Consider the following 23,139-nt stretch of genomic DNA (forward strand, 5'->3'; position numbering starts at 1 on the left):
TCGAAGAGAGGACCAAGAAATGTCAACGATGGCGATGCCACAACCGACCGCGAGCGAAGCCGCGGTCCGCTACCTCATCACGAACTACAGCCCCAAGGGCAACAAGGTCGGCTGGCTGATGATGGCCTCGATCCTGGTCGAGGCCTGGGACCTCTATTCGATCGCCTTCGTGCTGATCTTCATCAAGGAGCAGTACAATCCCGATCCGCTGATGCTGGGCCTTGCGGCGGCCGGCACGCAAGGCGGCGCCCTGATCGGCGCGCTGCTCGGGGGGTGGCTGTCCGACAAGATCGGGCGCCGCGTGATGTTCCTGGTGACGATGGTGATGTTCATCGTGCTGGCGCTGGCGCAGGCCTTCGTGCCTGACGTCGCCTGGCTCGTCGTGATCCGCTTCCTGCTCGGCATCCCGCTCGGCTCCGACATCTCGACCGGCTACACCTACATCATGGAATCCATGGCGAAGGGCGAGCGCGAGGTCATGGGCAACCGCTGGCAGTTCATGTTCGCCGTCGGTGAAGTGCTCACCATCGGCGTCATCGTGATCTTCCTCCTGACCGACATGAACCACGAGATGCTGTGGCGCGTGACGCTGGGTCTCGGCGCGGTGCCGGCGCTGATCATCCTGATCATGCGCCACGACGTGCCGGAGACGGCGGTGTGGCTGGTGCAGAAGGGGCGCTACCGCGAGGCCAAGCAGGTCGCGCGCGAGATGTTCAACGACAATCTCGACATGCTGCCGGACCGGGACGTCCAGGTGCCGAAGGTCTCGACCCGCGCGTTCCTCGCCGACCTCAAGAAGGACCCGATCCGCTGGCGCGCGACGATCTACGGCTGGATCGCCTGCTTCGCGCAAGGCAGCGAATTCTCGACCTTCGCGTTCTACCTGCCGGTGCTGTTCGTGATGGTCGGCGTGTCGAGCGTGCTCGGCAACAACCTGGTGACGATGGGACTGTTCTGCTTCGCCGCGTTGTCCGGCTGGGTCGGTCCGCTGCTGACGCCGAAGATCGGCCATCGCGGTATCGCCATCGCCGGCTTCGGCATCGTGCTGGCTTCACTTCTGGTCGCGGCCTTCGCGCTCTACACCGACAACAAGATACTGCTGCCGTTTGCGGCCGCCGCCATGTTGTGGGGCCATTACTGGGACGCGTCGAACTGCATGACGATCCCGACCATGGTCGCCAGGCCGAAATATCGCGGCACCGCCAGCGGCTTCGCCTACATGTTCGTGAAGCTGCCGTCGTTCCTGGCGATCTTCCTCTTCCCGTCGCTGTTCGCGGCGATCGGACAGGCCAACGCCACGCTGTTCGTCGCAATCTTCCCGCTGATCGGACTGCTCGCCGCGATCTTCATTCTGCCGGAAGTCTACGGCTACGAGAACGACTAGAGCATGATCCGGAAAAGTGCGTAGCGGTTTTCCGAAAAGATCATGCTCAAACTATGGAGTCTGCCTACGTGTGACCCGGTCGCGGCCTTGTGGCCGCGATCGGGCTCCGTCCGCTACGGGCTCAGGAAGACGGGATCGATCCCGGTGCCATGGCCGAGCAGGCCGATGGCCTGAAGCTGCGCCGTGTGCACGTCGACCTCCAGGATGGCGAACAAGGCCAGCAGCACCACGACGGAGAAGATGAGCAGGGGATGGGACGTCTCCGTGCGGCCTTGGCCGGGCGCGACGAAGTTCTGAATTCCGCGACGCAGTGAGAACCTCTGCGGCAGCGACTTTGATCGAATCTGCATGATCAACCTTCCTTGCCGCGAGCTGTCTGAAGCTCGCGACAAACGAACTCTAGCCGTCGCCGCAATGCCGGCCTTGATGCACCGCAAACGGCTGTACTTATTTGGCCGGCCCGCCTTGCCGCTACCTGATGGCAGCCGCCAGTGCACCGATCAGGGCAGGCGGCGTCACCAGCAGACCGAGCTTGAGGAACGGCCAGGCGCCGACCTCGATCTTCTCCCGCCGGAGCGCGACCAGCCAGAGGATGGTGGCGAGCGATCCGGTCACCGACAGATTGGGGCCGAGATCGACGCCGATCAGGATGGCGCTGACGACCGGTGCGGGCAGATGATCGCTGGCGGCGACCGAGCCTGCGACGAGGCCGACCGGAAGATTGTTGGCGATGTTGTCGGCGAGCGCGGTGGCGATGCCGACGCTCCAGGCTGCCTGGGGCACCGATTGCGCGACCGCCTGGTGCAGCAACGCGCTCAGCTGCGCGATCACGCCGGTCTTCACCAGCGCTTCCACCATGACAAAGAGCCCGCCGACCAGCGGCAGCACGCTCCAGGAGACACCGCGCAGCACGGGTAAGGGCGATTGCCGGTTGATCAGCAGCACGATCGCCGCCGTCGCGACGCCGCAGATGAAGGTCGGCAGGCCCAGTTGCCTGTCCAGCGCCGACGCGGTGACCAGCACGATGCCGATCGCGACGATGCCTATTGCCGTGAGCTTGCCGCCGCGTCCAAGCTTCGGATGCGGCACGCTCCGGGCGATCGTCTCCTCCTTCAGCGCGCGGTGCTGGCTCAGGCGCAGGACCACGTATGTGAGCAGGATCGAGGCCGCCGAGGGCAAGGCGAACAGGCGCAGCCATTCGGTGAGGTGCGGCATGCGCGCGCCGAACACGACGAGATTGGCCGGATTTGAGATCGGCAGCACGAAGCTTGCGGCATTGGCAATGAAGGCGCAGACGAACAGATAGGGCAGCGGCTTTGCGCCGGCGGCGCGCGTCGCGGCATAGACGGCCGGAGTCAGCACGATCGCGGTGGCATCGTTGGAGAGCAGCACGGTGACGAGGGTGCCGACGAGATAGATCAGCAGGAACAGCCGCTGCGGTGAGCCACGTGCATACTCCACCGCAAGCGCGGCGAGATAATCGAACAGGCCTTCGAGCCGCGCCAGCTCGGCGATCAGCATCATGCCGATCAGGAAGAGATAGACGTCGACGCCCTTCTCGATACCGGTCAACGCATCGGGCCACGGCAGCAAACCAAACAGCAGCAGCGCGCTGGCGCCGATCACGGCCCAGAGCGCCTCGGGCAGGCGAAAGGGCCGGACGATGACGCCTGCGGTCGCGACGACGATGATGCTCCAGGTCCAGATGGCGTCAGACGGCACGGCTCAGTTCTCGAATGGGAGTAGATTCATTCGGCAGCGATAGCCGATGCAGACGCCGCTGTCTTCCCCCGCGGGCGCGGATCGCCGTCGTCGCCTTGCCGCGTCTCGGGCAAGGCGAGGAGGCAGATCACGGCACCGATCGCCGCTACGGCGCCGAGCGTGATGAATGCTGCGCTGTAGCCGGCGCCGACCACGATCACGCCCGCCAGTGTTGTCGACAGTGCCGCGCCGATGCTCTGGGCCGTGATGACGGCGCCCTGTGCGACGTTGAAGCGGCCGGTGTTGCGCATGAGGTCGGCGACGATGACGGGGAAGATCGCCCCGAAAATGCCGGCGCCGACGCCATCCAGCAGCTGCACGCCGACCAGCCAGAACGGATTGTCGGAGAGCGTATAGAGCGCACCGCGGATCGGCAGGATCAACAATGCGGCAAGGAAGAACCGCTTGTGCCCCCAGCGGTCGGCCCGTGCGCCGACCAGCATCGCGAACGGAACCATCACCACTTGCGCCGCAACGATGCATGCCGACATCAGGCTGGTGCCGATGTTCTTGTCCTGGAGCGCGAGCTTCTGTCCGACGAGCGGCAGCATCGCCGCGTTGGAGAGGTGAAACAGAACGACGCAGACAGCGAATATGAGCAGCGGACGGCAGGTCAGGAGCACGCCAAGGCCCGAGGGGTGTTCGGGTGCGCCATTGATACGAGCGTGGTGCAGTCCGCGTGCGAGATCGTGGTCGATGGCCCGTTCGGGGATCGCCAGGATGCTGACGAGGCTCGCGATCGCCATGGCGCCGAGAAGGTAGAACACGACGGTCGGTCCGAACCAATAGGCGGATAGGCCGGCGATGCCCGCCGCGGCGGCGTTGCCGGCGTGGTTGAAAGTCTCGTTGCGGCCGGTGCGCCGGGCAAATGCGGCATGCCCGAAGATGCCAAGCGAGACCGCGGCGATCGCCGGCGGGAAGACCACGGCAGCGGCTTGCGCGATGCCTTGCGAGATGATCACCGGCAGGAGGTTGGGGAACAACGGCAGCGACAGCGAGGCGAGCGTCACCAGAATCGCAGCGGCCACCATCACCAGCCGCTTCGCCCGTGTGGCGTCAACCAGCGCACCGGCCGGCGTCTGCGCGACGATGCCGGCGATCGTCGCGATCGACATCACGAGGCCAATGCGAGCCTCGTTCCAATGCTGCTCGGTGAGAAGATAGACTGCGAGATAGGGGCCGAGCCCGTCGCGGACGTCGGCGAGGAAGAAATTGGCCGCATCCAGCGCGCGGCCGGCGCGCCTCGCCTGATCGGGATTTTCGCTGGACATTGGTTCCTCGATCGTCGTTGTGTGGATCGCGGCCCGCCAAACATTCCGCTGTCGCCCCGGACAAGCGTAAGCGCAGATCCGCGACCCATAGCCACGGGATGAAGTTGGACGAAGATTTTCGGCTACCAGCTCACGCTACACCGTCGGTCTCGGAGTATGGGTCCCGGATCGGCGCGCGCTTTTTGCGCGCTTGTCCGGGACGACAGCGCGTTCTTTGGTTCACGCTCACCGCACCACGGATAGCTTCTCCGTGATCGCCTTGCGCAATATGCGCGACAGCGACTCCACAGAGTAGGGCTTCTGGATCAGCTCGAAGCCGCGATGGGCGCTTTCGGCGAGCACGTTGCTGTAGCCGCTGGTGAGCACCACGGGCAGGCCCGGATAGCGCTCGCGGATGATGCCGGCTAGCTCGACGCCGTTCATTCCGGGCATGATGACGTCGGAGAACACGAGGTCGACGGCAAATTCGTTCTCGCCGAGGATCGCCAGTGCCGCGTTGGCGTTGGCGACGCGGCGGACGACATAGCCGAGATCCTCCAGGAGTTCGGTGGAGAAGCGGCCGACTTCGTCGTCGTCCTCGACCACGAGCACGCGATAGCCGCGTCCGGTCGCCGCGACCTCATGGGTCAGTGCCGCGGCTTCCTTGTCCGTCGCGGGACTTTGGGCCTGCGGCAGATAGATGGTGAAGGTTGCGCCTTTGCCTTGCGTGCTCGTCACCGCGATGTCGCCCTCGGACTGTTTTGCGAAGCCGAAGGCCTGGCTGAGGCCGAGGCCGGTGCCCTTGCCGACCTCCTTGGTGGTGAAGAACGGCTCGAAGATCGAATCGAGATGCTCCGGCGCGATGCCGCTTCCGGTGTCGGTGACGGAGATGGCGACGTAGTCGCCGCTGCGCGCCAATTGCGCGCGCAGCTGAGGGATACCCTGGACCTTGCGCACGGCGATGGTGAGGCGGCCTTCGCCATTCATGGCATCACGGGCATTGATGGCGAGGTTGATCAGCGCGGCCTCGAACTGGGCGATGTCGGCCACGGTGAAGCAATCGGGATCCTGAACCTCCACGGCGATCTCGATGCGGCTGCCGACCAGCGGCCGGACCAGCTGCGCCACACCTTCGACCTGGCTGCCGACGTTGAAGATCTGCGGCTTCAGCGGCTGCCGGCGCGCGAACGCCAGAAGCTGCGCCGTCAGCTTGGAGGCGCGCTCGACCGTCTCGGAGATGGCATCGACATAGCGGCGGCGGCGTTCCTCCGGCAGCTCGCGGCGGCGCAGGAAGTCGGTGGCCGAGCGGATGATGGTGAGGAGATTGTTGAAATCGTGCGCGACGCCGCCGGTGAGCTGGCCGATCGCCTCCATCTTCTGCGATTGCCGCAGCGCTTCCTCGCCGCGGCGGCGCTCGGTGACGTCGACCGCCTCGGGCACCGCGCCGGTGATGTTGCCGTGCCGGTCGAGCACGGGCCGCATGCCGAAATCGAAATCGCGCTCGCCGATGGGAAGGCGCAGGCGCATTTCCAGCCGCACGGCTTCGCCTTTGAGCACCTTGTCGAAGGCCTCTCGCACGGCGGCACTCATGCCGTCCGTGCCGGTGAACCAGGGCGTGTCCCAGAGCGGCCTTCCGATCACATCCGACGAGCGTGCCTTGATGCCGTCCAGCGCGGTCTTGTTGGCGTAAAGCAGCTCACCGCTGAGATTGACCAGGCCCTGATACTGATTGCTGGTCTCCAGGATCGCGCGTAGCCGTGCCTCGTTGGATTCGAGCTCGGCGGTGCGCTCGGCAATGCGCTGTTCCAGCGTCTCGTTGAGCTGCCTGAGCTCGATCTCGGCCTGCTTGGCGACGGTGATGTCGTGGGCGACGCCGATGAAGCCGATATGCTTGCCTGTCGGGTCCCAGCGCGGCTGCGATTCCGATCTAAGCCACCGCCATTCGCCGCTTGCGTTCCTGTAACGCGCTTCCAGCACGAAGGGTTTGAGGGATGCTTCACCCTGGACGGATTGCTGAAGCACGTGCGGCAGGTCGTCGGGATGCAGCACCTTGCGCCAGTCGAAGTCGATGGCCTGATCGTGGGGCAGGCCGACGAAATCGACATAGGCCTGGTTGGCGAAGGACCGCTTGCGATCGAGCTTGGTGACCCAGATCGGCACCGGCGCGCTGTCGGCGATCAGCCTAAAGCGCTCCTCGCTCTCGCGCAGCGTCTCGCGCGCCAGCGCCTGGTCGGTGATGTCGATATGGGCGCCGACGAGGCGGATGGCGCGGCCGTCCTTGTCGCGCTCGATCTTGGCGACGACCCGGATCCAGCGGGTCTCGCCGTCGCTGGGACGGATGATGCGGTACTCAGCGCTGTAGTCTTCGCTCGTTCCGGCGAGTGCCTCGAAGAAATGCTTGACGGCCGCGTCGCGATCGTCGGGATGGATGCGGTTGACCCAATCCTCGTGCGACTCCTCGGCAGCTTCCGGCGGCAGGCCGTGGATCATCAGATATTCGGGGGAGCGACGGTTCTTGAAGCCTTCACGGAAATCGACCTCGACGCCGCCGACCTTGCCGATACGCTGGATGCGTGCCAGCTCGGCCTCGCGCTCCTGCAGCGCGCGATAGGCGTAATCGCGCTCGCGCGCGACGTCTTCGAGGTGTTGGCGCAGCCTTTCGGCGGCGATGGTCTCGGGCAAGGGATCGTTCAAGGCATCGGCCGTTGTGATGCGGGTGCGCACGTGCCGGACCGATATTCACACAGACGGAACGTGATGACCATTGTTTAGAGGGTAAAGTATCGGAAAATAGGAGCGCGTGCCTGAACGCGAGGAACGACCCCGCGGCAACGTCTGGTCCGGCAATTTGTTCCGGAGACTGGAACGATCTGCCGATCGAGGCGTCTTCGCGGGGTGCCAACTCTCTCGTAAGAATTCCTTTCCAAAGAGGCTAAATCTTGAAGCTCTTCGTCTGTCAGGCCTGCGGCAACGTTCTCTATTTCGAGAATCGTGCCTGCGAACGCTGCGGCCATCGTGTCGCCTTCATGCCGGAGAAGGAGACAATGTCGGCGATCGAGCCCGACGGAGAAGCCTGGCGGACATTGGCCGACAATGGCGAAGGCCGGATGCTGTGCCGGAATGCCGAGTACGACGCCTGCAACTGGCTGACGGACACGGACGATACCACCGGCTATTGCCGCGCCTGCCGCCACAATGGGACGGTACCGAACCTCTCCGATCCGGCGCAGCTTGCTGGATGGCGTGAGCTGGAGGTGGCCAAGCACCGTCTACTCTATGCCCTGATCCGCTGGAGGCTGCCGCTCCAGACCCGGCAGGACAATCCCGAACATGGGCTGATCTTCAATTTCCTTGCCGACGATCCGAACAGCGGACAGAAGGTCATGACGGGCCACGACAGCGGCCTGATCACGATTGCGCTCAAGGAGGCGGACGACATCGAGCGCGAGCGGCGCAGGCTCGAAATGGGCGAGCCCTACCGGACGCCGCTCGGGCATTTCCGCCACGAGGTCGGACACTATTTCTGGAACGTGCTGGTGCGCGACGGCGGCAAGCTCGACCAATGCCGCGCCGTGTTCGGCGACGATGCGGCCGATTACGGTCAGGCCTTGCAGCGCCATTATGCCGAAGGCCCGCCGCCCGACTGGCAGCAGAGCTACGTCTCGGCCTACGCCACGATGCATCCCTGGGAAGACTTCGCCGAGACCTGGGCGCACTACCTCCACATCGTCGACACGCTGGAGATGGCCGCCGAGTTCGGCATGGAGGTGCGCCCCAGGGTCGATCGCGATGGGGAACTGACGGCGCGCATCCGCTTCAACCCTTACGAGGCAAGGGATATCGAGGCGCTGGTCAACGCATGGCTGCCCTTCACCTTCGCCATGAACAGCGTCAACCGCGCCATGGGTCTGCGCGACCTCTATCCCTTCATCCTGTCGCCCGCGGTGGTCGCCAAACTCGGCTTCATTCACGGCCTGGTCCGGGACGTGGCCAAGGCCGGGAAGCCCCGGGAAGCGGCACGGCGTCCCTAGGGCTCGCCGGGCCCATTTCGGTCTTGCGCTGGTACGCCAGAGGCCCCGGATTTAGACCGTTGCCTCCGGCCCATTTTGATGTACCACGGGAGCCACACGGCCCGTCCCCATAGGCCCCAACGGCCAGGAGACGGGTCCCGCCCAAGGTCGAGACTCAAGAAAAGCATGTTCAAACGGATTCTGATCGCCAATCGCGGCGAAATCGCCTGTCGGGTCATCAAGACCGCCCGCAAGATGGGAATTCAAACGGTTGCGGTCTATTCCGAGGCCGACCGCGATGCCCTCCATGTCGAGATGGCCGACGAGGCGGTGCTGATTGGTCCGCCGGCTGCGGCCGAGAGCTATCTGGTGATCGAGAAGATCGTGGAGGCCTGCCGCAGGACGGGCGCCGAGGCCGTGCATCCCGGCTACGGCTTCCTGTCCGAGCGCGAGGCGTTTCCGCGCGCGCTGGAAGCGGCCGGCATCGTCTTCATCGGCCCGAACCCGGGCGCGATCGCCGCGATGGGCGACAAGATCGAGTCCAAGAAGGCCGCCGCAAAAGCAAAAGTCTCGACCGTGCCGGGCTATCTCGGCGTCATCGAGGACGACAAGCACGCGGTCCGCATCGCCGACGAGATCGGCTACCCCGTCATGATCAAGGCCTCCGCCGGCGGTGGCGGCAAGGGCATGCGCATCGCCCATTCCAAGGCCGAGGTCGCCGAGGGCTTCAACCTCGCCAAGGCCGAGGCCAAGGCCTCGTTCGGCGACGACCGTGTCTTCGTCGAAAAGTTCATCGTCGATCCCCGCCACATCGAGATCCAGGTGCTCGGCGACAAGCACGGCAACGTGATCTATCTCGGCGAGCGCGAATGCTCGATCCAGCGTCGCAACCAGAAGGTCATCGAGGAGGCGCCGTCGCCGCTGCTGGATGAGGCCACCCGCCGCAAGATGGGCGAGCAGGCGGTCGCGCTGGCCAAGGCCGTGAACTACGACTCCGCCGGCACGGTCGAGTTCGTGGCAGGGCAGGACAAGAGCTTCTACTTCCTGGAGATGAACACGCGCCTCCAGGTCGAGCATCCCGTCACGGAACTGGTCACCGGCATCGACCTCGTCGAGCAGATGATCCGCGTCGCCGCCGGCGAGAAGCTCGCCATCGCGCAGAAGGACGTCACGCTGACCGGCTGGGCGGTGGAATCGCGCCTCTACGCCGAAGATCCGTTCCGCAACTTCCTGCCCTCGATCGGGCGGCTGGTGAAATATCGCCCGCCGGCGGAAGCCAGCAAGGACGGCATCACCATCCGCAACGACACCGGCGTGCAGGAGGGCGGCGAGATCTCGATCCACTACGATCCGATGATCGCCAAGCTCGTCACCCATGCGCCGTCGCGCGCGGCTGCGATCGAGGCGCAGGCGACCGCGCTGGATTCGTTCTACGTCGACGGCATCAGGCACAACATCCCGTTCCTGTCCGCGCTGATGCACCATCCGCGCTGGCGCGAGGGACGACTCTCGACCGGCTTCATCGCCGAGGAATTCCCCAAGGGCTTTGCTGTGCGCGTGCCCGAAGGCGAGGTCGCGCGTCGCATCGCCGCGGTCGGCGCCGCGATCGATCACGTGCTCGGTGAGCGCAAGCGGCAGATCTCGGGCCAGATGGGCGGCCGCATCGTGCAGCGCGAGCGACGCCGCTCGGTCTGGCTCGACCGCCAGGAGATCCTGCTCGAGGTCGGACGCGAGGGCGAGGCAATCGCGATCCGCTTCATCGATCCCGACGGCAAGGCCGGCAATGCGAATCTCTTGCAGTCGCCGTGGAAGCCCGGCGATCCGGTCTGGCAGGGCACCATCGACGGTCACCTCGTCGCGGTGCAGGCGCGTCCGATCGCCAACGGCATCCGCCTCGCGCATCAGGGCGTCGAGGTGCCGGTCTATGTCTGGACCGAGACAGAAGCGACCTCTGCCCGGCTGATGCCGGTGACGACGGCCTCCGACACCGGCAAGAAGCTGCTCTGTCCGATGCCCGGCCTCGTCGTCTCGATCGCGGTGACCGAGGGGCAGGAGGTCAAGGCCGGCGAGACGCTGGCGGTGGTCGAAGCCATGAAGATGCAGAATGTGCTGCGTGCCGAGCAGGACGGCACCGTGAAGAAGATCCACGCCAGCGCGGGCGCGACACTCGCGGTGGACGCGCTGATCCTGGAGTTTGCGTAAAGCGTCTTCGTGGGGATCTCAGCGTCCCCACGAACACCGTCATTGCGAGCGCAGCGAAGCAATCCAGACTGCCTCTGCGGAAAGATCCTGGATTGCTTCGCTGCGCTCGCAATGACCGAGTATGTTGCGGCTGCGTCGCTACAAATGAGAGGGCACCCATGGCCTTTCGTTCCCGCCGCGAGAAACTTCGCTCCATCCTGTCGGGCGGGACTTGTGTCCATCCCGGCTCGGTCTACGACGCCATCTCGATCCGCATTGCCGAGGACCTCGGGTTTCCACTCGGCATGTTCGGGGGATCAGTGGCCTCGCTCGCCGTGCTCGGCGATCCCGATGTCACCCTCATCACGCTCACCGAGCTTGCCGAGCAGATGCGGCGGATGTCGCGCGCCGCAACACTCCCCGTTCTGGTCGACGCCGATCATGGTTACGGCAATGCGCTCAACGTGCGCCGCACGGTGCAGGAGCTGGAGATGGCGGGCGCGGCCGGTCTCACCATCGAGGACACGCTGCTGCCGGCTGCCTTTGGCGAGACCAAGACGCAGCTGATCTCGCTCGAGGAAGGCGTCGGCAAGATGAAGGCGGCGCTTGGCGGCCGCAGCGATCCGTCGCTGGTGATCATGGGCCGCACGGGCGCTGCCGCGATCACCTCGATCGAGGATGCTGTTCGCCGCGCCAAGGCTTATGAGGCCACCGGGGTCGATGCGTTGTTCTTCACCGGCATCAAGTCGCGCGCCGAGCTCGAGGCCATCGCATCTGCCACGCGCCTGCCGATCGTGCTCGGCGGTGCGCCGGACGAATTGAACGCGCTCGATTACCTTGCGAGCCGGCGCGTACGCATCGCACTCCAGGGTCATGCGCCGATCGCCGCCGCGACGCAGGCCATCTATGAGACACAGAAGGCGTTGCGCGAGGGCATGGCGCCAAAAAGCCTCAAGGGCCTGGCGTCGCCGGAGCTGATGGCCCGTGTCATGCGCGAAGGCGAGGCCAGGGTGCGCAGCGCCGATGTCCTCGGACTGAACAAGTGAGCCGGGCAATTCTCCAGGTCATGATCCGCGGACGCGTGCAGGGCGTCGGCTATCGGGCCTGGGTCGAGTATCAGGCGACGGCGAGTGGCCTCGAAGGCTGGGTCCGCAACCGTCGCGACGGCAGCGTGGAAGCGCTGTTCGCTGGTGCGCCGAAGCACGTTGCCGACATGGTCGCGCTGTGCCGCCACGGCCCGCCGTCCTCGCGCGTCGACAGCGTCACCAGTGAAACCGCGAGCGTGGATGAGCTGAATTTGCGCAGGGCAGGGGAAGCGTTCTCGGTGCTGCCGACGGTGTAAGCGCTCACAAGAGGTGGTCATGCCCGGGCAGGCGGGACAAGCCCGGTCATGATGGCGAGGAGGCTTAGGTGCCCCAAGCTCTCCAAGTGAGCCCTCATCGCGGCAGCTTGGCGATCGCCTCGCTCAGCTCGTGGATCTCATAGGGCTTGCGCAGGATCGGGAAATCGCCGCGTACGCCGGCGGCGACCTCGCTGTAGCCGGTGGCAAGCAGGATCGGCAGGCCGGGGCGGATCTGGCGGAGGCGATGGGCGAGGCTGAGCCCATCCATCTTGCCGGGCATGACGATGTCCGAGAACACGAAGTCGACGCCGTTGCTCTCGATCTCGCGCAATGCCGCTTCGGCATCGGCGACCCGGCGCACTTGATAGCCGAGCTGCTCCAGAAGACCGATGCTGACCAGAGCAACGTCGGGATTGTCCTCGACCAGCAGCACCGTGCCGCTGCCGCGGAGAGGCGTCCCCGATGTCTCGCGCGACGGCGCATCTGTGCCGCGCGGCAGGATGATGGTGAATGTCGTGCCCTTTCCGAGCTCGCTTGCGACCGTTATCGTGCCGCCGGCCTGATGAGCGAAGCCGTGCACCTGCGAAAGGCCGAGGCCGGTACCTTTTCCGATCGGCTTGGTCGTGAAGAACGGCTCGAAAATCTTGTCGAGAACGTCGGAGGGAATTCCGAGCCCGGTATCCGTGACGTCGATTGCGACGAAGTCGCCGGCGAGGGGAGGTTCGTTCAGCGCGACATTGCGCGCGCCGATCGTCACCGTGCCACCGTCCGGCATCGCGTCGCGGGCATTGATGACGAGGTTGAGCAGCGCGGTCTCGAGCTCGGAGACGTCGGCCTTGATCGGCCATGTGTCGGAGCGAATGTCGAAGGCGAGGCGCACGGAACTGCCCACGCCGGCGTCGAGCACCTCGCGGATGGCCGCGACGCGTTCGGCGAAATCGATCGCCTGCGGGTTGACGCTTTGCCGCCGCGCAAAGGTGAGGAGCTGGTTCGTCAGCGCGGCGCCGCGTTTGGTGGCGGTTTCGATCGCGGACATGGCGCGCTCGAGCTTGGGGTCGCCAGAAGCGCCCTTCTTCAGGATGTGAAGGCTGCCGCTGATGATCATCAGAAGATTGTTGAAGTCGTGGGCAACCCCGCCGGTGAGCTGTCCGAGCGCATCGAATTTCTGCGACTCGGCGAGCTGCTTCTGCATTGCCTCGAGCTTGAGCTGGGCGTTGCGGCGCTCGGTGATGTCGCGCGTGATCTTGGCGAAGCCGATCAGCGCGCCGCCCTCGTAGATCGGGTCGATCACCACGCTGGCCCAGAAGAACGTGCCGTCCTTTCGGACGCGCCAGCCTTCCTCCTCATATCGGCCCTTTTCCCGGGCAATACCGAGCGCCCGCGCAGGCTTGCCATTGGCGCGGTCGGTCTCGGTGTAGAAGCGGGAAAAATGCTGGCCGAGGATCTCCTCGGGCGAATAGCCCTTGATGCGTTCGCCGCCGATGTTCCAGCTGGTGATGATCCCCTTGGGATCAAGCATGTACAGGGCGTAGTCGGCGACTCCCTCAACCAACAGCCGGAAACTGCGCTCGCTCTCGAACAAGTCTCTCTGTTGACTGAACTTTTCGGTCATTCCGGACCCCGCCTCGACGGGGGCAAACGCCGCACATGGCGGATTAGTTCCCATTCTGTGGGAAATTTTTAGGCAATATCCGCATCATATACAGTGGCCGCCGGGCGATCAGGCTCCTCGGACTGGCCGCTAGCTCGTCGCCAGGCTCCGGAACGTCGCGGCCACAGCGCGCAGTGCCGCGAGCTTGGCGGGATCGCTGACTTTCGAATGCAGCATCACCTTCGAACTGCCGAGCTTCGGCAGCTTGTGCGCAGGCCCGATATCGACCAAGCCCGGAGGCGCGATCCGCCGCGCTAGCGGCGTGATTGCAAGTCCGGCAAGCGCCGCCGCAACCACGGCCGTGACACCGCCGCCGACGAAACGCTCGCGCCAGGGAGTGCGGGCCTTGTCGAGCGCGCGCACGGCGATGGCGCGGACGCCACAGGGCGGGGCGAGCGTTGCCAGCGGCAGTGCTTCGCCCTTCGGGAGCGTGAAACGCCGTGACGCGAACCAGCCGAACTCGTCATCAGCCAGCTTCTCGCCGCCGCGGCGGCTGCCCTCCTGGCGGACGATCACCGCGTCCAGCTCGCCCGCATCATAGGCGTCCTGCATCTCGCGCGAGAAACCGATGGTGACGGCGAGCGTGAGATTCGCGGACATCGCGTGCAGCCGTTCGAGCAGCGTCACCAGTTCGGGGCCCGCGGCATGGTCGGAGATGCCGAGCGAAAGCGACTGCGCGGCGGAAGCCTCGCCGGAGAACGCACGGTCATGCGCTTCCATGAGCGCGCGGGCGCGATCGAGGAAATCAGCACCATCGGCAGTGAGCCGAACGGCGCGCGGCGAGCGTTCGACGAGGCGTTTCCCCAGCAACGTCTCCAGCCGTTGCAGCTTGAGGCTGACAGCCGCCTGCGTCGTGCCGAGTGCTTCGGCCGCCCGGGTAAAGCTCTGGAGGTCGGCAACCAGCAGGAAGGCCCGGACCGTGGCGATGTCGAGCGTTGCGTTCATTACGGATTGTTATCACTGATATAAGTCTCGATAAGATACCAAAATCATGGTCCCAGGTCTAGCTTCTCACCAACGCCGCGCAAGGCCCGGCGCAGCATCTTGAGGAGAACCACCATGCCCCTGATCAAAGTGTCCTACGCCACGTCTCGCCAGTCGCCGTCGCTGAAGGCCGACATCGCCAATGCCGTGTCCGAGCTCACGGCAAAGATCCTGCACAAGGATCCCAAAGTCACCGCCATCATCGTGAAGTCCGTGGATGCGGGCGATTGGTTCGCGGGCGGCAAGTCGCTCGCCGAGCAGAAGCTCGCAAGCTACTGGATCGACATCCACGTCACCGAGGGCACCAACACCAAGGACGAGAAGGCGGCTTATCTCGCTGCAATGTTCAAGCGCATGGCCGAGGTCCTGGGGCCGCTGCATCCCGAGACCTATGTGCATGTCGACGAGGTCAAGGGCGATGCCTACGGCTTTGGCGGCCTGACCCAGGAGCGGCGCTACATTGCCGGCAAGCTCGAGGTTTCGCTGCAGGCGGCGTGATGCCTGATCGCGGGTGAGCAATCTCACCCGCGACCGGTTGCGAGGGATCGTCAGCTCGCTGCGCGGAACTGAACTTCGGAATTGTTGATGAAGCACGTCTTGTCGAACAGCTTCAGGTCCAACGGGTTCGGCAAGCGGACATCGCTGAGATCAGGACAGGGCTTGACTGCGGGATCATAGGATCGATCGATCTGGGAGATGAAGACGATGATCAGCCCCCTGTCACGTGCGAACGATTTCAGCGCGCGCACCTGAACGGTCAGGTCGGGATTTTCCCGGCGCTGGTCGAGCAGTTGCAGATAGTCGATCACCACGAATGTGCCGCGTGGGGCGGGGGCCATCTGCTTGACGACGTAATCGGCGCTGATCGCATCGGAGCAATCGAGCTCGAACAATTTGTCGAACTGCGCAGGCTCCACGCCGATCGCCCGCAAGCGGTCCAGAACGTCTCTCTCGGTGTATTCGAGCGAGAAGAACGCGGCACGGCTGCCTTTCCTCATGGCCTCCACCGCGAGTTCGAGACTCATCAGGGTTTTGCCATGACCGGGTCGCGCACCCAGCAGCACCAGCTCGCCCGGCCGGAATTGAGGAAACAGCTTGCCGGCCGGCGTCTCCGCCGCGGCTCTTGCCGCCAGCAAGCTCCAGGCGGAAAACCCTTCCGCTGTGGCGACGCGGTCAAGCGCGTCGTGGAGTGGAATGCCTTCCTCGCGGGACAGGCGCTTCGCCTTGCGCTTGAGATGATAGATCGGCGCAGACAGTCTCATCGTGAGAACCTCCCATTGCGAGCATGATCGCAATCCCTCCTTATGCCCAGCGCTCGAACAGTCGGTCCGATGATCAATTCGCCCAGCATGAAGTCTGCTTTCCCGGCGGAGGGGGGAGGCGTGGGCGACGCCGGAATCAAGTATAGCCGATTCCGCGCAGAACGCGGTAGCGCTAGGCGACCGCTTCCGGCAGCAGCGCGCGGGTTGGTCCGAACACTTCTTCGAACGTCCGCCTGAGCGCGATATCGACATCGGCCATGGTCACGAGCTGACCGAGATCGACCAGCGAGGTGACGCCATAGCGGGGATCGGCAACGCCGCAGGGCACGATGCCGGCGAAATGCGACAGCTCCGGCTCGACATTGATGGCGATACCGTGGAACGACACCCAGCGCTTCAGGCGGACGCCGATCGCCGCGATCTTGTCCTCGTGATCGGCTCCCTTGTCGGGGCGCCTGACCCAGACGCCAACCCGGTCCTCGCGCCGCTCGCCGCGAATGTTGAAGGCAGCCAGCGTGCGCAGGATCAATTCCTCCAGGCTCGCGACATAGGCCCGCACGTCAGGCCGGCGGCGCTTGAGGTCGAGCATGACATAGGCCACCCGCTGGCCCGGCCCGTGATAGGTGAGCTGCCCGCCGCGCCCGCTCGCGAAGATCGGGAAGCGGGCATCCAGCAGGTCTGATTGCTTGCCCGAGGTGCCCGAGGTGTAGAGCGGGGGGTGTTCGAGCAGCCAGACCAGTTCCGGGGCCTCGCCCGCCGCGATCGCGGCGACCCGGGCCTCCATGATGGCCACGGCATCCGGATACGGCACCGGTGCATCCGAGATGAGCCATTCGACGGGCTCGCCGCCTGCGGCGGAAAACGACGTCAGATCGAGCTCTTGCCGCTGGCTTTGGCGGGGGTTTTCAGGCGAATTAACCATTGGCTAACCATAACGTGGTGATGATCGCAGGCGCAAATGAAGAGTCCCATGTCGCGGCGGTCCTGACAGTGCCCACTCTCGATAAAGTCACCGTGGATCTCATGGTCGTCCTCGGGACCACCACCATGCCGATCCATCAAGTATTGCGTCTTTCCCGCGGCGCCATCATCGAGCTGGATGCTACCGAGGCCGACGAGGTCAAGGTCCTGGCCAATAATCTGCCTGTTGCCTCCGGCGTCGTGCTGGTCGATCGCAACCGGATAGCGGTCGAGGTCAAGCAGATGCTGCCGCGCACGCCGGGGACCCGGTAAGGCCGCGGGGCAGGCGGTAGCGGCCTGGGGACCAGCACTTGCCGATTCGGGCAGAGGGCTGGAACTTTCCTGCAAAGCTTGTGGAATTCAGGGCCTTTGCAGGCTTGTACCCCTCTGATGGATTTGTTAGATCGGCGCCGTTGATCCGGCTGGCCCTCAAGCCTCAAGTCGGCATCCCCAAAGCGCTCGTGGCGGAACTGGTAGACGCGCTGCCTTGAGGTGGCAGTGAGTAAAATCGTGGGGGTTCGAGTCCCTCCGAGCGCACCATAGACCCACGATTGGCGTTGAAATCATTCATATTTTTGGTGTCCGGGGGTGTTACCGCTCTGTTCCCGCGCCGCGTTCGCACGCTGTTCGCGTCGGGTCCCCGCAAAAGGTCGTCGAGTGACGGCTCTGATCGAATGCGACGATCTCTTCCATGCCGCTGAAGCCGAGCTTCTCTCGATTCGCCTGCGCCCGCCTGCGATGAGGTAAGCGCCTTCACCTCTGCCTTGATGACCTTGCACGTTAGCACCGCGAACGGATTCTCGCCATTCTCGGGCAGTCATGACTCGACCGGTCCGGTGCGCTGCAGCCGGATCGACTCCGCGAGCCCCCTAGCGAGGTCGAAAGAGAAGAGTGGCCATCGCTCGGCTTGGCGTCGCGGCTCGCCGAAGAGGTTTACGAACAAGTCAGGTGCATTGGCGAGGCCGGTCTGATCCTGGTCGTGGAGCAGAACACGGTGCTTGCGCTCTCGGTCGCCGATCGTGCCTATGTGCTGGAGACAGGGCGCATTGTGCTCGAAGGACCAGCAGGCGAACTCAAGCACAATGCGCGCGTGCGCGAAGCTTATCTGGGCCGTTGAACCCGGGATCAAGGAGGCAAGATGTATCCCGCCAATCATTCTCAATCGCGAGATCTCTATCAGCGAGCGCTGAAGAGCCTGCCGGGTGGCAATACGCGCACCACGGTCTACATGAAGCCGTTTCCGATCTACGCAGCTTCAGGCGCCGGCTGCCGAGTCCGGGACGTCGATGGCAATGAATATATCGACTGCATCAACAATTTCACGTCTCTGATCCATGGCCATGCTCATCCCGCATTGATCGAGGCGGCGACCAAGCAGCTCGCGCTGGGCTCGGCCTTCGGCATGCCGACGGAGTCCGAGGTCGAGCTCGCCGAATTGCTGACAGCAAGGCTTCCATCGGTAGACCATGTCCGTTTCTGCAATTCGGGCACGGAGGCGGTGATGATGGCGCTGAAAGCTGCCCGCGCCTACACGGGTCGTCCGAAGATCGCCAAGTGCGAGGGTGCTTATCACGGCTCCTATGACTACGCTGAAGTCAGCCTCGATCCGACACCCGCGGCTTGGGGCGGCAACGCCCCGGTATCGGTAGCCTATGCCAAAGGCACGCCCGACAACGTGCTCGCGGACGTCGTGACCATTCCGTTCAACGACGTCGAGGCGGCAGTGAGCTTGATCCGCGAGCATGGTCCCGAACTCGCCTGTGTACTCGTTGATCCGATGCCGAACCGAGCAGGTCTGGTTCCGGCGGACAGAGCCTATGTGGAAGCGCTCTGTCAGGTCACGCGGGAAGTCGGCGCGCTGCTTGTATTCGACGAAGTCATCACATTCCGTCTCGGCTATGAGGGTGCGCAAGGGCTTTGGGGGATCGATCCGGACCTGACTACGCTCGGCAAGATCATCGGCGGCGGCTTTCCGGTCGGCGCGATCGCCGGCGGCAAGAAGTTCATGTCGGTGTTCGATCCATCCTCCGGCAAGCCGCAGCTCCCGCACGGTGGCACCTTCTCGGCCAATCCCGTCACCATGCGCGCCGGTCTTGCCGCTATGAAGCTGCTCGACACAGCAGCCTATTCACGCCTCGATAGGATCGGCACCGCGGTACGCGACGGTATCAATGCGGCTTTCCGCAAGACCGGCGTTGCCGGGACCGCGGTCGGATTGGGCTCGCTTCTCAAGATTCATTTTACGGATCGCAACGTCCGGGATTATCGTTCAGCCTACTTGAGCGAGATGGAAGCGAAGCGCCAGGCCGTGTTCACCGCCGGGCTGCTCAATCGCGGGATATTGGTCGCGAGCTATGGCCTGATGGCGCTGTCGTTGCCGATGACCGATGCTGACGTGGATACGATTGTGAAGGCGGCTGCGGAGTCCCTGGAGGAGGTCGCCGCGTTCGGCTGATCAGGCTCTCCGTACCCGGGAACTGTTCCGACCGGCGCTCGCTTGACGCCGGATTGAGATCCTCATTCCTACCAGCAGGCTTGCGATGACCTCGTCGCGATCGTTCGCAACACCGTGTTCGCAAAATAGCCGACAACGCCGGCAGACCAGTCCGCGGATCAACTTCGTCCAGGCAACAAGGTCGAAGGTCCCGCAATTGTGGAAGCTGAGACGACGACCGTCCTGATTGGTGACGGCGAGCAGATCGAGGTCAATGATCTGGGATGGCTCGATATCGGGCTCAGGTGATTGAATGATGAGGCCGCTCGGCGTTTGGGTGCGCCACTCCGTCGGTTGGGTCCGGCCTGAACTGGTGACGTGCCGAGCGCGACCGCGATCTTCGCCTTAGGGCCGGCCTGCGGCGGACTCCGGCAACATCGGCACACCAGGCTTGCTCGCCTGGCGAGGATCCGCAGATCTGACTCGTTCGGAAATTGGGATACCGTGCTGACGGCAATGCGGACGCATGCTGGGCAACGATCGCGATGGGGACTTGGACTATTTCTGCCGCAGCGCGCGGGCGAGCTGATCTTCCAGCGGCTTGCGCAGGTAGGCGAGCGCCGTCCGCACGCCGTTCTGGATGAAGGCTTCAACCGGCATACCGGGCACCAGCGCCTTGCCGTCGAGCTTGGCGAGTTCGCTCGCGTCGAGGCTGATGCGGGCGACGTAGTAAGCCGCGCCGGATTGCGGGTCTTTGGTCAGGTCGGCGGCGATCCGCGTCAGCGTGCCATCGAGCTCGGGGGTCACAGCGGCGTCGAACGCGCTGAAGCGGAGCTTGGCTGATTGCCCGACCTTGAGCCGGTCGATCATTTGCGGATCGACCCGGGCCTCGACCACAAGCGAATCCTTCGGCACGATGAGCATCAGCTGTTCGCCCGCGGTGATCACGCCACCGACGGTGAAGACCGATTTCTGGTGGATCAGACCGTCCTGCGGCGCGCGCAATACCACGCGATCGAGCTGGTCCATCGCGGCGATGCGGCGTTCACCGAGATCGGCAAGCTTGGTCTCGACGTCGCGCAGTTCGGTCGCGACCTCGCGGCGCTGGTCCTGGACCAGCTGGATGATCTGCAGTTCGGTTTCGGTGATCCGGCCCTTGGCGCGTGCGATCTCGGCGATCAGCTGGCCTTCCTCGCCGGTCAGGCGGGAGGCCTCGCGCTCGAGCGCAGTGAGGCGCGCATAGGGCACCAGACGCTTTTCGTAAAGCTCGCGGACGCCCTCCAACTCGGTGTCGATCCAGCGGATCTGTTCGCGCTTCGACGCGATCTGCGCCTCCAGGCCGCGGATTTCGTCCGCGATCTGCGCCTTTCGTTCGCGCAGCTGCGATTGTTGGCCGCTGATCGCCTCGCGCCGCCGGGCGAACAGCGTGGTCTCGCCCTCGATCATCTCCGCGATCGCGGCGACGGCGCGGCGGGCGGCGATCTCGCCGGGCAGCGCCACCGCGTCGCGGCCGTTCTGCTCGGACTGCAGCCGGGCACGACGCACCCCTAGCTGGTTGAGCTGGTTTTCGATCAGCGCAAGGTTGGCGCGCGGCAGCGTCTCGTCGAGGCGGACCAGCATGTCGCCGGCCCGAACCTGATCGCCGTCGTTGACGTAGATGTCGGCGACCACGCCACCGGTCGGGTGCTGAACGCGGCGGACGTTGCTGTCGACCACCACCTGTGCCGGCGCGATCACGGCGCTGGCGAGCGGCGCGGTCATCGCCCAAACGCCGGCGGTGGACACCACGATCGCCAGCGTGCCGATCCCGAATCCGGTGGCGCGCCGGATATCGCGAAACGGATTGTTGCGGCGAGCATCGGGCGTGCGGGGTGCGGTCATATGGAGGTCCTCAACTGGCGGCGGCGGCCGGAACCGAGCGCGCATCGGGCACCGCCTGCAGCGCCGCTCCGCCGGGCACCGGATGAGCGGCGAGCGATTTGCGCAGCACTTCGTCCTTCGGGCCGAACGCCTGCACCTGGCCGGTCGCCAGCGTCAGCACGAGATCGACCGCGGCGAGCGCCGCCGGTCGATGCGCGATGATGACGGCAATGCCGCCGCGAGCCCGGACGCGCCGGATGGCGTCGGTCAGCGCGGCGTCGCCTTCGGCGTCTAGGCTGGCGTTCGGCTCGTCGAGCACCACCATGAACGGATCCTTGTAGAGCGCGCGCGCCAGCGCGATCCGCTGCCGCTGGCCGCCCGACAGGGTGGCGCCGGCTTCGCCGATCCGCATCTCGAACCCCTTCGGCAGCTTCAGGATCATCTCGTAGGCGCCGGCTGCCTTCGCCGCGGCGATCACCGCCGCCTCGTCGATCTCAGGGTCGAAGCGTGCGATGTTCTCCGCCACCGTTCCGTCGAACAATTCGACGTCCTGCGGCAGATAGCCGATCATGCCGCCGCGAATTTCTGCCGGCCACTGGTCGAGGGTGGCGCTATCAAGGCGGATCTCGCCGCGTGCGATCGGCCAGATCCCGACCAGCGCCCGCGCCAGCGTCGATTTGCCGGCGGCTGACGGGCCAATGATGCCAACCGCCTGGCCGGCTTCGAGTGCGAACGACGCGTTGTGCACGATCGCGGTGGTGCCGCCGGGGGCGGCGATCGTTACCTGCTCGACCGTGAGCCGATGGACGGCGCGTTCGGGTGCGACGTCGGGCTTCGGGGCGTCGCCGTCGCGCAGGGCAGCTCGGAGCCGTTGGCCCGCCTGTCTCGCGCCGAGGAATGGACGCCAGATGGAGATCGCCAGTTCCACCGGCGCGAGCGCGCGGCTGCCCATGATCGACGCGGCGATCATCACGCCGCCGCTGGCCTGCCCCTCGATCACCAGATAGGCGCCGAGGCCGAGCAGCGCCGATTGCAGCATGAAGCGCAGCGTCTTCGACAACGCACCGAGCGATCCGGCGATATCGGCGTTGCGCTGCTGGGCGGCGACGAGATCGTCGTTGGCGGTTCCGATCCGGTCGATCAACCGCTGCTCCATCCCCAGCGCGGCCACGATTTCGGCGTTGCGCCGACCGGCTTCAAGCTGGACGCCGCGGATTGCGCCGGCACGCGAGGCGTCCCGGGTCGGCGCCCGCGTCAGCACCTCGGTGAGCAGCGCGATCCCGAACAGCAGCACCGCGCCCACGACCAGCGTCCAGCCGAGATAAGGATGCAAGAGAAAGCAGCCGGCGAGATACAGCGGCATCCACGGCAAGTCGAACAGGGTCGTCGGGCCGAGCCCGGAAAGGAACGACCGGACCGAGTCCAGATCATGTGACAATTGCAGGCCGCGATTCGCGCCGCCGCCGCGTAGCGGCCCGCGCAGGATGTTGCAGACGACCGGTTGCCACAGCGCGGCGTGCAGTGCCGATCCGATCCGGGTCAGAATGCGCTGACGCAGCAGGTCGAACAGCCCTTGCATCGCATACGCCGCCGCCACCGCGATCGACAGCGCGATCAAGGTCGGAATGCTGTGCGATGGGATGACCCGGTCGTACACCTGCAGCATGTAGATCGAGCCGGTGAGCATCAGCAGATTGAGCACCGCCGAGAACAGTCCCACCGTCAGAAAGGCCGTTCTGCAGGAGGCGATCGCGGCCGACGCGAGATCGCCGGACGCGGGAGTCGACGCGGAGGACGTTGTTGCGGTCATCTTACTCAATTCAAAACGACGTCGGATCGTCACGGTCGGATGTGGTCGGCGTTCGTTAGCGAGGTTCAACGTCAGGCGCATGACAAAGCGCGGTGCGCGAAAACGCGGGCCGGCGGCAACGAAGCCGCGATTCCTGCGACGAAACGCCGCCATGGTTCGGAAGTTCGGCCGCGTAGACCGGGAATCGAAACCTGGCGTGGTCGCTCCTCGCGGCGGGCTGATTGAGCTGTAACGCGATGACCCATTGGCG

20 protein-coding genes and 1 tRNA gene are annotated in these 23,139 nt (G+C 65.0%); 11 read left to right on the top strand and 10 right to left on the bottom strand.

What is annotated here, in order from left to right; all coding sequences use genetic code 11:
- Window positions 1-19 precede the first annotated feature (19 nt).
- Complete coding sequence (locus IVB23_RS37545) at window positions 20-1,384, top strand: MFS transporter (protein WP_197966178.1); 1,365 nt, start codon at window positions 20-22, stop codon at window positions 1,382-1,384.
- Between the two features lie 113 nt (window positions 1,385-1,497).
- On the opposite strand, the gene IVB23_RS37550 is transcribed toward IVB23_RS37545, so the two are convergent.
- From IVB23_RS37550 to IVB23_RS37565, 4 genes are all read right to left on the bottom strand, one after another.
- Entirely contained in the window at window positions 1,498-1,734 is a 237-nt protein-coding gene (locus IVB23_RS37550) for a hypothetical protein (protein WP_247801975.1), read from the bottom strand.
- 121 nt (window positions 1,735-1,855) lie between these two features.
- The gene (locus tag IVB23_RS37555; protein ID WP_247801976.1) at window positions 1,856-3,106 is read right to left on the bottom strand and encodes an arsenic transporter; all 1,251 of its coding nucleotides are present in this window, start codon (window positions 3,104-3,106) and stop codon (window positions 1,856-1,858) included.
- A 26-nt stretch (window positions 3,107-3,132) separates the two neighbouring features.
- Window positions 3,133-4,416 (bottom strand): MFS transporter, encoded by a 1,284-nt coding sequence (locus IVB23_RS37560; protein ID WP_247801977.1) that lies wholly within the window; start codon window positions 4,414-4,416, stop codon window positions 3,133-3,135.
- Between the two features lie 225 nt (window positions 4,417-4,641).
- Entirely contained in the window at window positions 4,642-7,119 is a 2,478-nt protein-coding gene (locus IVB23_RS37565; RefSeq protein ID WP_247801978.1) for a PAS domain S-box protein, read from the bottom strand.
- Between the two features lie 215 nt (window positions 7,120-7,334).
- Between IVB23_RS37565 and IVB23_RS37570 the strand changes: the two genes are divergently transcribed.
- The 4 genes from IVB23_RS37570 (at window position 7,335) to IVB23_RS37585 (ending at window position 11,928) form a co-directional block, all read left to right on the top strand.
- Window positions 7,335-8,426, top strand: coding sequence for a putative zinc-binding peptidase (locus IVB23_RS37570; RefSeq protein WP_061881309.1), 1,092 nt, complete (start codon window positions 7,335-7,337; stop codon window positions 8,424-8,426).
- A gap of 165 nt (window positions 8,427-8,591) precedes the next feature.
- On the top strand, window positions 8,592-10,607 hold the full coding sequence (locus IVB23_RS37575) for an acetyl/propionyl/methylcrotonyl-CoA carboxylase subunit alpha (protein WP_247801979.1): 2,016 nt from the start codon (window positions 8,592-8,594) through the stop codon (window positions 10,605-10,607).
- 158 nt (window positions 10,608-10,765) lie between these two features.
- Window positions 10,766-11,632 carry an isocitrate lyase/PEP mutase family protein gene (locus tag IVB23_RS37580; protein ID WP_247801980.1) on the top strand — a complete coding sequence of 289 codons (867 nt, stop codon included), beginning with the start codon at window positions 10,766-10,768 and terminating at the stop codon, window positions 11,630-11,632.
- Window positions 11,629-11,928: an acylphosphatase gene (locus IVB23_RS37585; RefSeq protein ID WP_057751581.1), complete on the top strand. Its 300-nt coding sequence runs from the start codon at window positions 11,629-11,631 to the stop codon at window positions 11,926-11,928. Before IVB23_RS37580 ends, IVB23_RS37585 begins: the two co-directional genes overlap by 4 nt.
- 94 nt (window positions 11,929-12,022) lie before the next feature.
- Here IVB23_RS37585 and IVB23_RS37590 read toward each other — a convergent pair whose 3' ends face one another.
- Together IVB23_RS37590 and IVB23_RS37595 are read right to left on the bottom strand one after the other, a co-directional pair.
- Entirely contained in the window at window positions 12,023-13,540 is a 1,518-nt protein-coding gene (locus IVB23_RS37590) for a PAS domain-containing sensor histidine kinase (RefSeq protein ID WP_247801981.1), read from the bottom strand.
- Window positions 13,541-13,669: 129 nt separating this feature from the next.
- Entirely contained in the window at window positions 13,670-14,524 is an 855-nt protein-coding gene (locus IVB23_RS37595) for a LysR family transcriptional regulator (protein ID WP_247801982.1), read from the bottom strand.
- Window positions 14,525-14,638: 114 nt separating this feature from the next.
- Between IVB23_RS37595 and IVB23_RS37600 the strand changes: the two genes are divergently transcribed.
- Window positions 14,639-15,061 (top strand): tautomerase family protein, encoded by a 423-nt coding sequence (locus IVB23_RS37600; RefSeq protein ID WP_247801983.1) that lies wholly within the window; start codon window positions 14,639-14,641, stop codon window positions 15,059-15,061.
- A gap of 50 nt (window positions 15,062-15,111) precedes the next feature.
- On the opposite strand, the gene IVB23_RS37605 is transcribed toward IVB23_RS37600, so the two are convergent.
- Window positions 15,112-15,825 carry a DNA helicase gene (locus tag IVB23_RS37605; RefSeq protein WP_247801984.1) on the bottom strand — a complete coding sequence of 238 codons (714 nt, stop codon included), beginning with the start codon at window positions 15,823-15,825 and terminating at the stop codon, window positions 15,112-15,114.
- 172 nt (window positions 15,826-15,997) lie between these two features.
- Window positions 15,998-16,747 carry a lipoyl(octanoyl) transferase LipB gene (gene lipB, locus IVB23_RS37610; protein ID WP_247801985.1) on the bottom strand — a complete coding sequence of 250 codons (750 nt, stop codon included), beginning with the start codon at window positions 16,745-16,747 and terminating at the stop codon, window positions 15,998-16,000.
- 68 nt (window positions 16,748-16,815) lie between these two features.
- Between lipB and IVB23_RS37615 the strand changes: the two genes are divergently transcribed.
- From IVB23_RS37615 to IVB23_RS37635, 5 genes are all read left to right on the top strand, one after another.
- Window positions 16,816-17,058 (top strand): FliM/FliN family flagellar motor switch protein, encoded by a 243-nt coding sequence (locus IVB23_RS37615; RefSeq protein WP_011088012.1) that lies wholly within the window; start codon window positions 16,816-16,818, stop codon window positions 17,056-17,058.
- Between the two features lie 182 nt (window positions 17,059-17,240).
- A tRNA-Leu gene (locus tag IVB23_RS37620) sits at window positions 17,241-17,325 on the top strand.
- A gap of 367 nt (window positions 17,326-17,692) precedes the next feature.
- A complete protein-coding gene (locus IVB23_RS37625) occupies window positions 17,693-17,902 on the top strand; it encodes a hypothetical protein (RefSeq protein ID WP_246515367.1) in 210 nt (69 codons plus the stop codon).
- Between the two features lie 21 nt (window positions 17,903-17,923).
- The gene (locus IVB23_RS37630) at window positions 17,924-19,240 is read left to right on the top strand and encodes an aspartate aminotransferase family protein (protein WP_247801986.1); all 1,317 of its coding nucleotides are present in this window, start codon (window positions 17,924-17,926) and stop codon (window positions 19,238-19,240) included.
- 198 nt (window positions 19,241-19,438) lie between these two features.
- Window positions 19,439-19,528 carry a hypothetical protein gene (locus IVB23_RS37635; protein WP_247801987.1) on the top strand — a complete coding sequence of 30 codons (90 nt, stop codon included), beginning with the start codon at window positions 19,439-19,441 and terminating at the stop codon, window positions 19,526-19,528.
- Window positions 19,529-19,777: 249 nt separating this feature from the next.
- On the opposite strand, the gene IVB23_RS37640 is transcribed toward IVB23_RS37635, so the two are convergent.
- Window positions 19,778-21,100, bottom strand: coding sequence for an HlyD family type I secretion periplasmic adaptor subunit (locus tag IVB23_RS37640; RefSeq protein WP_131867879.1), 1,323 nt, complete (start codon window positions 21,098-21,100; stop codon window positions 19,778-19,780).
- Window positions 21,101-21,110: 10 nt separating this feature from the next.
- A complete protein-coding gene (locus IVB23_RS37645; protein ID WP_247805027.1) occupies window positions 21,111-22,970 on the bottom strand; it encodes a type I secretion system permease/ATPase in 1,860 nt (619 codons plus the stop codon).
- Window positions 22,971-23,139: the final 169 nt, after the last annotated feature.

The sequence above is a fragment of the Bradyrhizobium sp. 191 genome, assembly GCF_023100985.1.
GTDB classification, from domain to species: domain Bacteria; phylum Pseudomonadota; class Alphaproteobacteria; order Rhizobiales; family Xanthobacteraceae; genus Bradyrhizobium; species Bradyrhizobium diversitatis.